We start from the raw sequence: 12,797 nt of genomic DNA, 5'->3' as shown, positions 1-12,797 counted from the left end.
ATTCGGCTGCGTGAATACTTCTGGGCATGGAGCAGATCGCAGCAGCACTGGGAGACGGGGCGAGGCGGCGCATCGTCGAGCTTCTCGCCGAGCGGCCCCGGTCCGTCGGTGAGCTCGCCGAGCTGACCGGCCTGCGGCAGCCGCAGACCACCAAGCACCTGCAGACCCTCGCCCGCGCCGGCCTCGTGACGGTTTTCCCGCTGGGCCAGCGTCGGGTCTATGCGGCCGAAGCGGGCCCGCTGAAGGAATTCGAAGGGCGGCTGCGGGCGCTGATCGCGACCATCGAGGCGAACGAGGGCGAGCGAGATGTCCTCACGCGCTATCAGGCCGCGATCTCCGCGGACGCCGTCTCCGCGAAGCAGGACCGGTGGGGGGACGGGCGGGCGTTCTCGTTCGACCGTCTGCTCGCCGCTTCGCCGGACGCAGTCTGGCGGTATTGGACCGAGCCCGCGCTGCTCGCGTCCTGGTGGGCGCCGCCTTCGATGACCGTCACCGACTGCGTCATCGAGCCGCGGGCCGGGGGCCGGGCCGTGCTCGACTACCGCGACGCGGAAGGGCGATACCGCTCCGCGGGCGAGGTCCGCGCCGCGACCGAACCCGAACACCTCGAATTCGACCTCTCGGTACTGGACGCCAAGGGGGACGTCTTCTTCACCGGTCACTACGACCTGGAGTTCACCGAGGCGCCGGGCGGGACCCGGCTCCGGCTCGATCTGCGCATCACCGAAACGACCGTCGAGGCGGTCCCCTTCATCGCCGGGATCGAAACCGGCTGGGGTCAGGTGCTCGACAACCTCGCAGCTCGGCTCACTCACGAAAAGGACTGAACGACATGACGAATCCGACCGGCCGCCGCGTCACCGCGAACATCAGCCTCACCCTCGACGGCCACTACAGCGGCCCCGGCGGACCCGGCGACATGGGCGCGATCGTTTCGTACGCCACCACCGACGTCGCCCGCGCTCACCTCGCTCGCATCCACGAGAAGGCGACCACCGCGGTGCTCGGCAGGCTGAACGCCGAAGGATTTCTGGGCTTCTGGCCCACCATCGCCGCCGACGAGAACGCCGACCCGCGCGACCGCGCCTACGCGAAGTGGCTGGTGGACGCCGAAAAAGTCGTCTTCTCGAAGACGTTGACCGAAGCGCCGTGGGACCGCGCCCGCGTCGTGAACGCCCCGGCCGCCGACGTCATCGCCGGCCTGAAGGCGAACGGGGAAGGCGACATCCTGGTCAACAGCAGCGCCAGCGTCATCAAGGCCCTGCTCGCGGACGACCTGATCGACCGGCTGTACCTGATGATCTGCCCCGAGATCACCGGCGGCGGGCAGCGGCTGTTCGTCGACGGTCTGCCCGCCTCGAAGTGGGCGCTCGCTTACCGGGAGGCCGGGGAACTGGGGGAGATGGCGCTGGTTTACGACCGGGTGCGCTGAGCGGCGTCGAGTTCGAGGATCGCGCTCGCGACTTCTGACGGGAACAGTGTCGACCAGGCGATCTCGCCGGGCGCCGGTTCCATCGCCGCCAGCTCGGACGACTCGGGTTGCCAATCGTCCTTTGTGACGCCGGGAACGCAGTCGAGGAGCCGGGCGAAGATCTTTGGATCCGGGATTCCATCGGCGATGATCGCCAGGTAGGCCTCGTGGGCGTCATCGACGCGGACGAGTGCCTTGATGCGATGGTTCTGGAACTCGGCTACCACGAGCTTTCCACTGGTGAGCGACATGGCGATGAGATGGACCACCAACTGCTTCATCTCGCGTCGCCAGGCGACCGCTTGCTCCGCGCTGAGGCGCTTCCAGTCCCATTCGACAGGGAGGAGATGCGTGGTCGAAACGGTCTTGCCGTCAGTGCACTCGCGCCTGATCGACTCGTAGAAGTCGCGTTGCGGACTGTCGGCTTGGCGATGGCCGGCCGCGCCGATCCACCAGCCTCCGACTTCACTCGGGAGTTCCTCCGGCAGGTCGTCGTCCTGCGATCGGGTTACGACCGCCCGGCGATCTCTGGTCTTGACCTTGAACCACACGCGGTCGTTCAGGGACAAGATTCGCTGGGCGCCGCCGGCGTTCCGGCAAGGAAAGGCTGAGATCGGCAAGGCATCTCTTGGTCGGACGGTCGCCGATTGTGACCTGGGCCATGATCAAATACTAGTGAGCGGCCTCGTGTGGAGATCGACCGCTAGGGCGCCAAGCTACTTCGGCATGCCGCCGAGTTCATCGAGTTCGTCACCGCTCAATCCGGTCATCAAGGAGATGGCGGCAGAGTCGGAGCCGTTGAGCTGTCCGAGGGCGGCTTTGATGCCGGCGTTGATTTCGTCGCGGTGTGCGTCGATGTACTCGCGTACGGCCGCATCGACGATGTCCTTCTTCGAGCGCGACATGAAGTGAGCCGCGTGGGACACGAGTTCATCGGTCGCGGCGTCGACTTTGATCGGCGCGGTCGCTGCGGCCATGGCAGACCGTCCTCCGGTAGTCCCGATCGCCGGTCAGCTACTTGAGAGAGATGGACGTGAAGACCAACGACGGCGTCGGGCAAGGCGATGCAGTGCGGTGAGGCGCCGAACTCGGGTCACGGTCTTCGTCACCACGCCGCTAGTCCTGCCGCCTGTTGCCGAAAAACGGCGATGCGCCCCGACGTCGGAAGCGGGCCGTCGATCAATCCGGTCCCAGCTGCGAGTTCGCGAATCACGCTCGCGTGGTCTGTCGATCGTCCGGCGGCTCGGCTTCGATAGCGGTGCCAAGGCTCTCGCTATCGGCAGGCGAGCTGAAGCCGGATTCAGTCCAAGTAAGATTTGATCTTACTTCGGCGAGGCCCGAGTTCGAGCGATCTGGCACCTCTGGTCAGGGCGTTGTGCATGGTTCGAGACGCCGTCGCGTCACCCCGGGCAGGCTGTGATGTCAGCCGTCTTCGCCAAATCCATGTCGATCTCAGGATGCAACCCCGCCACTCGGCTGGTTGCTGTGAGGGGTGGGCCCGGAGAGACTCGAACTCTCACTGGCACGGACCTAAACCGTGTGCCTCTGCCAATTGGGCTACGGGCCCCCAGTGCTGCCCCGAAATCGTAGCGTGCGACACGATCGGCGTTTCTCGGCGTGGCCGGTGCCACCGCGCGGGGTGGCGTCCTCTAACGTGGGCTTCCAGCAAGTCCGTCGCGGCGAGGAGGACACGTGGCTCGCGATCCCGAGACCATCGAGCGTGAGATCGAGCAGGCCAGGAACGCGCTGGTCGCCACGCTCGACCAGCTGGGCACGAAGGCGAACCCCGCGAAGCTGGTGGATTCCGCGAAGACCGGTCTGCGCGCGAAGCTGGACGAGCCCAAGGTGAAGTACCCGCTCATCGGCGGGGCGGTGCTGATCGGCGTGCTGCTGATCCGCAAACTCCTGAAGTAGGTCTCAGGAGGTCTGAGCCGCCTTGGCGGGTGTCTTGGCAGGCTCGGACTTCTCCTTGGACTTCGCCTCGTCGACGGCCTTCGGGAGTTCCTTGCCCTGCGGCACCGGGGGCTTGCCGCCGGTCTTCTCCTTGGCTTTGCCGTTCGCCGGCGGAGGAACCTCGAGTGGTTCGATCTCCGGAAGCGTGAGCCTCGCCGTCATGTAGGCGGCGGTGAACTCGAGGGCGCTGCCGTTGAGCAGGTGCACCACCGTCGAATGTTCCGGCGGGGACAGTTTCTCGACCAGCTGGTCGGCCCGGTCCCGTGCCGCGATGATGCCCGGCGCACGACCGGTCAGTTCCTTGCCGGAGCCGCTGACCGTTATCTTCCAGTCGTCGTCCTCCTGGACGTACGACGCGGTGATCGGTTCGGTCATCCGCCTCACCCCTCTCCTCGCGAGCAAGCGTCACTCAATGGACTTCGTCACGCCGCCGTCATGACGCCACTTTCGAGTGGTGGCGCCCCCTCCTGACGGAAGCCGCGACTGTCCATCAGACTTTCTACAGTGTCATCGATACAGTAGGACAACTCTGTGTCACAAGACACTGGCGGCAATGTGCTCTGAGTGACGACCGAATGGCCTAATGCACGAGCATCTTCACAGTCGTTTCAGCGGGCCCGCGCGGACAGGCCTGACCAGAGGACATCCATGGCGTATCCGGTCGCGGTTTCGGGGCTGACGTCCTCGTGTCGTTCGCACCAGATCGCGAGCCGCTCGCACGCGCCGACGACGAACTCCGCGGACGCCTCGGCACGGAGGTCGTCTCCCGCGTCGAAGTAGTCACCCATCAGTGCGGCGATCAGGTCGGTCTGCTGGCGCCGGGTCTGCTCGATCTCGTCGGCGGCGCCGGTCCCGATCAGTGCCATCTCGTGGCGGAGCAGCGACCAGGCCTGCCGTCGTTCCCGGATGAAGACGAAGAAGGCGAGCAGCCCGCGCCGCAGCGCGTCCTCGGCGGAGGTCGCGCCGACGGTCGCCCGTTCGGTGACCTCGCGCAGCGCCGCCCGCGACTGCTGGATGCAGGCCAGCAGCAGCCCCTCTTTCGAGTTGAAGTACTCGTAGAGCATCGGCTTGGAGACCCCGACGCGTTCCGCGATGTCGTCCATCGAGGCCGCGCTGTAGCCGCGTTCGGCGAAGACCTCTTCGGCGATTTCGATCATCTGCCGCATCCGCTCTGCTCGTGGCATGCGTTTGCGCTTCGCCGTCGTCACCTCAACACTCTACCGAAGGTAACCTACTTCGAGTAAGGTGAACTCCCGGTAACAGGTAAAACGAACGAGAGGCCGGGGTCATGGGCAACCGCACCGAGACCGGTGTCGTCATCGTCGGGACCGGCTTCTCCGGGCTGGGCATGGCCATTCAGCTGCGCAAAGAGGGCCGCGAGGACTTCGTCATCCTGGAGAAGGCCGACGACGTGGGCGGCACGTGGCGGGACAACACCTACCCCGGCTGCGCCTGCGACATCCCCTCGCATATGTACTCGTTCTCGTTCGAGCAGAACCCCGGCTGGTCCCGCGCGTACTCGCCGCAGCCGGAGATCTGGCAGTACATGCGCGACGTCGCCGCGAAGTACGACCTGCACCGCTTCATCCGCTTCGGCCAGGAGATGACCGGCGCCCGCTGGGACGCGGACGAGAACCGCTGGCACGTCGCCTCGAAGTCGGGGGACGAGTTCGTCGCTCCCGCGCTGGTCGCCGGGGTCGGCGCGCTGCATCTGCCGCAGATCCCGAAGCTGCCCGGCATCGAGCGTTTCCAAGGCCGCGCCTTCCACTCCGCGCGGTGGGAACACGACTACGACCTCACCGGCAAACGCGTCGCCGTGGTCGGCACCGGCGCGAGCGCGATCCAGTTCGTGCCTCGGATCGCGAAGGACGTCGCCAAGCTGACGCTCTTCCAGCGGACGCCGCCGTGGATCATGCCGAAGCCGGACCGCGAGATGCCGGAAGCGCTCCGGAAGACGTTCAGCTCGGTGCCGCTGCTGCAGCGTGCCTTCCGCAACGTCCTCTACTGGGGTCTCGAAGCCCGCGCGATCGGCTTCAACGGGCAGCCGTGGGTGATGAAGATCGGCCAGCGCATCGCGAAGCGCAACATCCACAAGAGCGTCAAGGACCCGGAGCTGCGCCGTAAGCTGACGCCGGACTACACCATGGGCTGCAAGCGGGTCCTGGTCTCCAACGACTACTACCCGGCGCTCGCGCGGGACAACGTCGACGTCGTCACCGACGGCGTGAAGGAGGTCCGCGAGCACAGCGTCGTCGACGGCGCCGGTGTCGAGCACGAGGTCGACGCGATCATCTACGGCACCGGATTCCACGTCACCGACGCCTTCGACGACCTGGAGATCATCGGCCGCGACGGGCGCAACCTCGGCAAGGAGTGGGCGACCGAGGGGATGCGGACGTATCAGGGGATCACCGTGTCCGGGTTCCCGAACCTGTTCTTCCTGCTCGGGCCGAACACCGGGCTGGGGCACAACTCCGTGGTGTTCATGATCGAAGCGCAGATCTCCTACGTCGCGCAGGCGCTGCGGCTCGCGCGTGGCAAGGCGCTCGACCCGCGGCCGGAGGCGCAGGAGCGCTTCAACGGCGAGATCCAGCGCAAACTCGCCAAGGGCATCTGGACCCAGGGCGGCTGCAAGAGCTGGTACCTCGACGCGAAGGGCGTCAACCGCACGATCTGGCCGGGCTTCACCTGGCGGTACTGGCTCGACACCCGCAAGGTTCGCCGCGAGGACTACGAACTGCTCGGCTGAGCCGGGAAGAGGGAGGGTCCGTGAAAGCCAAGATGGGGGGCATGGCCTTCACGGACCGCGGAACGCCGCGCTCATGAGGGGTTGAGCCGGCGAAGCCTTCCGATGAGATCGACGGTGGGGATGCCGCAAAGCTCGGCCATCCGTTCCAGCGCCGCGAGATCGAGATGGACCTCGGCGGAGCCGTTGTCACTCGACCGCTTGAGCCGGTCGTCCGCCCACCGCCGCAGGGGGAGCAGTTCCTCCTGCTCGTCCTTGATCACCTGGCGCAGGTCGATCCGGACCCGGCCCGGTTCGTCCACGAACACCCGGCGATGCACCTTGGCCAGCAGATCCTGTGGCAGTTCGTCCATCGCGACGCACAGTTCGACCAGCCGCACCACGGAACAGTGCCGGGTGCCCAGCTCGTAGGTCGCCAGCGTCTGGAGCGAGATCTCGCTCTGCAGATGCTGGTTCAGTTCCTTGCGTGTCCAGCCACGTTTACGGCGGAGCTTGCGGAGCTCGTCTCCGAGTATCCGCTGATAGCTCTCAGCGTCGATCAGCACTCCCCATCTCCTGCCTTGCCAACCTTCTCCGCCGCCCGCCCCGTGTGACAAAACCGGGGACGAGCGCGCTCACGTGTATGAAAGTCGGCAGGGTCGCCGCTCTTACGCGGTTTCGGGGGTGCTTTTCCTATCGATTTCCGCTCGCTGGGCCGAATGGGTGAAGGAAAGGTGGCTGGAGGGCCGTTTCGGTGGCCTTCGGCGTGCTCCCGAGCGTGTCAGTGCTGCCCGCCGCCCGCCGCCTGACGCGGCGGTGGCTTCGCGACACACGTCCGGACAAGGGGCTCGCCAAAGCCACGCCGGCGGGTGGTGAAGGCCTCCTTCCCTACCCTGAAGGTAGGGAAGGAGGCCTTCACCACCCGCTCGCCTGTTGTCAGTTGACGCAGGGCACGCCTTCGGCGGTGATCGGCTTCTCGTCGGACTGCTCGGGCGGGGGTGCGGCGGCCGACGAACCGGCGGCGTTCTGCGAGGAGCCGGAGCCCTCGGCACCGCTCGGCGCCTTGAAGTCCGAGCCGAGGAAGACCATCACGTGCCCGGCCTCGACGCTCTTGTCCTCCTGGACGGTCGGGTTGCCGCCGAGCGCGTCGGCGACCGCCTGGCCCGCGGCCTTCTCGCCCTTGGCGACCCAGACCACCGTCTTCTTGCGCGCGCTCGCGGTGGCCGTGTCGCCCGCGGTGAAGCCCTTGTCGACGAGCTGCTTCAGCACCGACGAGGCCAGCCCGTCCCGGTTCGTCGAGTTGCGGACGTCGACCGTGGTCGCCTTGTTGGGCGACTCGGCGGGCGGCGCCTGCTGCTGTTCGCCCGGCTGCGGGCCCGCGAGCCCCTGGACGAAGTTCTTCACCTGCTTCGGATCGACCTGGATGGCGACGCCGTCGTTCGGGGTCTTGTACTCGATGTTGACGATCGGGATCGTCCGGAACTCGAGCTGGCCGCCGGTCAGGCTCTTCATCTGCTGCGCGAAGCCGAAGACGTCCCAGTTCTGGTTGAGCACCACCGACTTCTTGATGGCCGTGATCAGGTCGTTGAGCTTGCCGGGGTTCGCGAGCGTGCCCGTCGACAGCACCTTCCGCGCCATCCCGGCCATGAACACCTGCTGCCGGACGACGCGGTCGAGGTCGCCGCGCGGCAGCCCGTGCCGCTGCCGGACGAAGCCGAGCGCCTCGACGCCGGAGATGGTGTGTGGGCCCTTGGAGAACTTCGCGCCGGAGAACTGGTCGTTGACGTCGTTGTTGAGGCAGACGTCGACCCCGCCGATGGCCTGCGTGATCTCGCTGAAGCCCAGCAGGTTGATGGCGGCGTAGTTGTCGATGGTCGAGCCGGTCAGCTGCTCGACCGTCTTGATCAGGGTCTTCGCCCCGGCCTCGTTGGCCTTCTGGTCGAGTTCCTTCGGGTCGGAGACGCCGTTCTCCTGCTGCTTCTTGCGCTCGTCGAGCATCGCGCGGGCGTAGGCCGAGTTGATCTTGTGCTTCCCGTAGCCGCCGGGGATGTCGACGTAGGAGTCGCGCGGCAGCGAGATCGCGACGGCCTTGGAGCCGTCGTTCGGGATGTGCACGAAGATCAGCGAGTCGGTGTTCAGCTCGCCGTCCGCCTGCCCGGCGCGCAGCTGGGCCAGGACTTCCTTGGACAGCGGGTTGCCCTGTGCGTCCGTGCGGCTGTCGAGGCCGACCAGCAGGATGTCGCGGGCGCCGTCGGCGGGCTTCTCGCCCTCGTCCGCGCCGATGCCGACGTTCGCGAAGGTCAGGCCGTCCATCGCGGCCCACGCGTACCCGGTCAGGCCCATCACCAGCAGCGAGACCAGCCCGAGAGCGATCTTGGGGCCGCGGAACGACCGCCGGCGCGGTGCCGGGCGCCGGGGCGGCATGCCCGCGGCCTGACGGGCGGGCGCCGGGCGGGCTCCACGGGGCGGGGCCGGTCGGGAAGGAACGCGTCCGGGCGCGTCCTGCCTAGGCCGGGCGGGACGTCGATCCCCATGCCCATTCCGAGGCGGGTACTCCACGCGGTCTGCTCCTTCTGGTCGTTACCGGTTCGACGGTCTCTTCAAGGGACGCATGGTGCCTGTTGCGGGTTGTCGCAGGATTACACATCCCCCCGAAGATGTGGCACGCACCACCGGTTTCCTCGTAATGGTACGGAGAATGCCTGGTCAGCGCCGTATGGATCAGGGGAGGACACGCCGGGCCGCGCGGGCCGGGACCAGCGTGGCGGCCGCCGCGAGCATCGCGACGACGATCGTCGCGACCGGCAGCGCGACGGACGCGGCGCTCACCTGCTTCCCATCGAGGGCGGTCATCAAGGGCGGCGCGCACGCGACCGCGCAGACGAGCCAGGTCCCGGTCATCCGGCTGGTGCCGTTCCGCACGGTATGCAGCAGGTACACCCCGAGCAGCAGGTTGACCAGGCTCTGGACCGGGCCGAACCGGATCCCGAGGAGGTCGGCGTCGGCGGACGCGCCACCGAAACGGGTCAGGGCGAACCCGAACACGCCGAGCATCGCGTACGCCATCCCGACCGTGGCCGCCGCGCGGCAGAAGACCATGGCCCGCAGGCCCGGCTCGTCGACCGTCCGCTGTTGCGGCCCCGAATGCCGCTCGAACCACCAGAAGACGAGCACGGCGGGCACGGCCAGCAGCGCCATCGCGAGCAGGACCCTCGGGCGCGCCAGCCAGCTGAGCCCGTCCACGAACGGCCCCGGCAGGTAGACGACCGCCACGAGCAGCAGCATCGCGGACAGGAAGCCGAGGTACAGGCTCATCGGGGCGCGCAGCACGAGGCGCGCGGTGGCGGCGACCGCGGGACGGCCGCCGAGCCGGGCCAGCGGCCGCGCGAGCAGGCCGAGGAGCGCGAGCTGCACCAGGCCGAGCAAGAGCACTCCCCACGGCGGACCCGACAGGGCCGCCGGGGCGCCGGGCCCGCCGAGCAGCATCGGCCCTTCGCCGCGGACGGCGACCGCGAGACCCAGCCCGGCCGCGCCGGTGAACGCCGTCACCACGAGGGCGGCACGCGGCAGGCGGACGCCGTCGGCGTGGGCGAACGCCAGTTGCTGGACGAACAGGGCGAGGAACAACGTCTCCGCGTAGCGCGGGACGGCCGAACCGGACCACTGCGCGGCGGCCTCGCTCGCCAAGGTCAAGGCCAGTAGCCCGGCGACGGAGGCGGTCCGCGTCCGGCGATACAGCGTCAGCAGCGCCGGCGCGAGGACGACGGTCAGCAGGAAGACCCCGAGCAGCCAGAGCGGATGCAGCGCGATCCGCATGACGGTGGCGTTCGTGCCCGTCGGGATCCCCAGTACCTCCAGCGCGAGGGGCACGACCAGCGCGACGACAGCGAAGATCAGCGCCGGGCGCAGCAACGGGCTCGCGCGGTCGGCGAGGTACTGCGGGTAGCGGCCGCCGGTCGCGCGGATCGACCGCCAGCCGGCCTCGTTGATCCGGCCGACCGCGAAGAAGATGAGCGGGCAGAGCTGGGCGAGCCAGGTGAACGGCCACAACGACCGCTCCGGCGCCCCCGCCCAGTGCGCGAGCGCGACGGCGGATTCGCCGAGCAGCATGAGGACGACACCGGTGACCCCGAGCAACGCCCACCGGCCGACCGGGACGACCGGCCGCGGCTCGGCCGGGAGCGTGACGGCGGCCCGGCGGTTGCGAACCCAGCCGCGCAGCCGGAACACCAGCAGGGCGCCGATCACCAGCACGCCGACGATCATCGGGCCGAGCGGGTCGCCGACCGGCGGCCCCCAGCGCTGATGCCAGGAGTTGAGCACGAGACCGGCCGTATAGAGGGAGGCGACGACGTCGCAGGTGCCGCGCGAGTCCATCGGGTTGAGGACGCAGGCGTTGTGCATGTCCGCCGAGAGCCGGTCGTCGAGCGAGGCCCTGGCCTCCTGCCCGAGCGGGTGCCCCTTGCGTTCGGCGTAGCGGAGGATGTCGTAGCCCAGGTCGTGCGCCTTGCAGGGGACCGCGTAGTCCCACTTGGTGTTGTCGTCGCCCCAGGGCGCCGAGCATCCACCGTCGGTGTGGACGGCGCGCACGGTGCCGTCGCGTGCCGTCATCACCCCCGGGGTGATCCCGCTGACCGCGGTGAAGTCGGCGGGCAGTGCGGCGATCGCGTTCTCGACCGGGCCCGGCCGCACCAGCGCGTCGACCGCGTTCTGCGCGGCGAGGATGTCACCCGTCGGTGGCCCCTGGTCCGGCGGCGAGGCGGGCCGTGACGCGATGAGCCCGAAGCCGAACACCAGCACGGTGACCAGCAGCAACCAGCCCGAAGTCGACCACGGCCGCCGGATCCGGGCAGGACGAGCGGCGGCTTCGGCTGTCGCTGGCATGGCGTCCAGGGTGCCATCCGCCGATCAAGGCCGACATCCGGATAACCCCCGGGGTTTCTTGGGCGGTCCCCTGATGGCGTGACCGGCCGAACGCGTTTAGTCCTCTGAATGCTCGTCTTCGGTGGGCGGTGGAGGAGCGGGCCGGTCCACGTCCTGGGCGAAGCGCACCTGGTTGCGGCCGTTCTCCTTGGCCACGTAGACGGCGGCGTCGGAGGCGTGCAGGAGTTCCTCCAGGGATTCACCGTGACGAGGGAACAAGGCCGCCCCGATCGAGGCGGTGCGGCCCGAGATGGTCACCCGGCTGCCCCTTTTGTCGGTAGTCACTATATGCAGTTCGGCGATAGCACTGCGCACTCGCTCGGCGGCGAGTTTGGCCGCCGTTTCGTCGATATCCGGCAGGAGTACGAGGAATTCCTCGCCGCCGAAGCGGCCGATGACGTCGGCGGGCCGGGTGACCTCGTCCAATTTCCGTGCCACATCGCGGAGGACGTCGTCGCCCGCCGGATGTCCATATGTGTCGTTAATCCACTTGAAGTGGTCGAGATCAATCATCAGAAGGGCCAGGTTGTCGTCCGATCGGGCAGTCCTTCCAAGCGCCCGATCGGCCGACTCCGACCATCCGCGCATGTTGAGAACGCCGGTTTTCGGGTCCGTCCGCGCGTCGTTTTGCAGTTGGTCGATCTCGGCGAGGCGATTGAACACCACCGTCACCACGGCCATCACGATCACCATCGGTGGCATGATCAACAGCAGTACCGCGGTGACCGCGCCGAGGCCGATCGTGATGGCCTCCAGCAGGTTGTCCGCCGCGTTGCCGAGCACTGTGGAGATCGACGGCCGCTTCGGCGAGCCGAGCGCGAGGATGCCGCCGATGTAGGCGATCTGCACCGCTTCGAAGACCATTCCGGTGACGATCAGGACACCGAACTCGCCGAGGGTGTCCCAGCCGGAGATCCTGCCCCATTCATGCGGCCCGAACGCGGCGAAGGTGAGCGACGCCAGTGTCACCGAAACGCCGTGGGTGACCGACGAGAACACGAAGTTGTGCGCGGGACGGCGGGCGATGAACCAATGCTGGATCCGGACGATCGCGATGATGGAAAGCGTGAGCGAAAGTGGCAGGATCACCGCGGCGGGAAATGTCCAGACCGCCGTGAGGTCGATGAGGACGGTGCGGCTTCGGTCGCGCCGTCTTTCTTCTTGCCGCTGGGTGAGCTGAATATGTGCCGTGGCGCCGACAGCGAGAACCGCGAAACGAACCCAGTCTATTCTTCCCGGATTAGTGGAATTCATCGTCGCGACGACCATGATCGCGATTCCGATGGCCTCCATCGCGAAAAGGAACGCGATGAATCGCTTCGGCCGCTGCCACAGCGCCCACGCCCTGGGATCGTAGGGATGGCGTTCCGGCGGCCCGGTCCGGTCACCTTCCGGACTCGCCTGCCCGCGTTCGGTCACCGGTACACCGCTCTGGGCGGCGGGTGTCGCCGTCGCGTCGTCAAGGTCGCCGGTGCCGTCACCGTGCTGGCGGCGGTCACCGGTCTCGGCTGGCAATTGCTACCTCTTTTCCGCGCGGACGGCACGGCTGAGTAATCTCACCGGTACCGACTGATACACCGTTCGTATTCCACGGCCGGTATCATCCCATCGCATCGGTTGTCCTACACAGGCAAGGGTGCCCGCGAACACGGACCGGAGGTGCCAATCGTGTCCCGTGATTTCTGATCTTGGCAACTGAATGTTTTTCGAGACGTGACGCGGAAG

Annotated in this window: 12 protein-coding genes and 1 tRNA gene; 4 read left to right on the top strand and 9 right to left on the bottom strand. The window is 67.7% G+C overall.

Going from position 1 to position 12,797, the window contains the following annotated elements; all coding sequences use genetic code 11:
- The first annotated feature begins 26 nt into the window (after positions 1-26).
- Positions 27-827, top strand: a complete 801-nt coding sequence (locus tag AC069I_RS23965) for a metalloregulator ArsR/SmtB family transcription factor (RefSeq protein WP_478266432.1) — start codon at positions 27-29, stop codon at positions 825-827.
- A 5-nt stretch (positions 828-832) separates the two neighbouring features.
- Positions 833-1,432, top strand: a complete 600-nt coding sequence (locus AC069I_RS23960) for a dihydrofolate reductase family protein (protein WP_478228633.1) — start codon at positions 833-835, stop codon at positions 1,430-1,432.
- Here AC069I_RS23960 and AC069I_RS23955 read toward each other — a convergent pair.
- The 3 genes from AC069I_RS23955 to AC069I_RS23945 all read right to left on the bottom strand — a co-directional run bounded on the left by AC069I_RS23955 (position 1,414) and on the right by AC069I_RS23945 (position 3,038).
- Positions 1,414-2,040, bottom strand: coding sequence for a hypothetical protein (locus tag AC069I_RS23955; RefSeq protein ID WP_478266431.1), 627 nt, complete (start codon positions 2,038-2,040; stop codon positions 1,414-1,416). The two genes, AC069I_RS23960 and AC069I_RS23955, sit on opposite strands and share 19 nt — an antisense overlap.
- 147 nt (positions 2,041-2,187) lie before the next feature.
- Complete coding sequence (locus tag AC069I_RS23950; protein WP_478228635.1) at positions 2,188-2,448, bottom strand: hypothetical protein; 261 nt, start codon at positions 2,446-2,448, stop codon at positions 2,188-2,190.
- Positions 2,449-2,964: 516 nt separating this feature from the next.
- A tRNA-Leu gene (locus tag AC069I_RS23945) sits at positions 2,965-3,038 on the bottom strand.
- A 125-nt stretch (positions 3,039-3,163) separates the two neighbouring features.
- Between AC069I_RS23945 and AC069I_RS23940 the strand changes: the two genes are divergently transcribed.
- Complete coding sequence (locus AC069I_RS23940) at positions 3,164-3,385, top strand: DUF3618 domain-containing protein (RefSeq protein WP_005165704.1); 222 nt, start codon at positions 3,164-3,166, stop codon at positions 3,383-3,385.
- 3 nt (positions 3,386-3,388) lie between these two features.
- Here AC069I_RS23940 and AC069I_RS23935 read toward each other — a convergent pair whose 3' ends face one another.
- Positions 3,389-3,799, bottom strand: a complete 411-nt coding sequence (locus tag AC069I_RS23935) for a hypothetical protein (protein WP_199745356.1) — start codon at positions 3,797-3,799, stop codon at positions 3,389-3,391.
- Positions 3,800-4,032: 233 nt separating this feature from the next.
- A complete protein-coding gene (locus AC069I_RS23930) occupies positions 4,033-4,590 on the bottom strand; it encodes a TetR/AcrR family transcriptional regulator (RefSeq protein WP_192744090.1) in 558 nt (185 codons plus the stop codon).
- 122 nt (positions 4,591-4,712) lie between these two features.
- Between AC069I_RS23930 and AC069I_RS23925 the strand changes: the two genes are divergently transcribed.
- Positions 4,713-6,173 (top strand): flavin-containing monooxygenase, encoded by a 1,461-nt coding sequence (locus AC069I_RS23925; protein ID WP_478266430.1) that lies wholly within the window; start codon positions 4,713-4,715, stop codon positions 6,171-6,173.
- Positions 6,174-6,244: 71 nt separating this feature from the next.
- Here the strand turns inward: AC069I_RS23925 and AC069I_RS23920 are convergent, their stop codons facing one another.
- The 4 genes from AC069I_RS23920 to AC069I_RS23905 form a co-directional block, all read right to left on the bottom strand.
- Positions 6,245-6,715: a helix-turn-helix domain-containing protein gene (locus AC069I_RS23920; protein ID WP_478228637.1), complete on the bottom strand. Its 471-nt coding sequence runs from the start codon at positions 6,713-6,715 to the stop codon at positions 6,245-6,247.
- 370 nt (positions 6,716-7,085) lie between these two features.
- Positions 7,086-8,708, bottom strand: a complete 1,623-nt coding sequence (locus tag AC069I_RS23915) for an LCP family protein (RefSeq protein ID WP_478266429.1) — start codon at positions 8,706-8,708, stop codon at positions 7,086-7,088.
- A gap of 162 nt (positions 8,709-8,870) precedes the next feature.
- On the bottom strand, positions 8,871-11,033 hold the full coding sequence (locus AC069I_RS23910; protein ID WP_478228639.1) for a phospholipase A2: 2,163 nt from the start codon (positions 11,031-11,033) through the stop codon (positions 8,871-8,873).
- 96 nt (positions 11,034-11,129) lie between these two features.
- A complete protein-coding gene (locus AC069I_RS23905) occupies positions 11,130-12,587 on the bottom strand; it encodes a GGDEF domain-containing protein (RefSeq protein ID WP_478228640.1) in 1,458 nt (485 codons plus the stop codon).
- Between the last annotated feature and the right edge of the window lie 210 nt (positions 12,588-12,797).

Source organism: Amycolatopsis sp. NPDC043885 (assembly GCF_056435685.1).
This window is presented reverse-complemented; position numbering and strand designations above follow the sequence as displayed.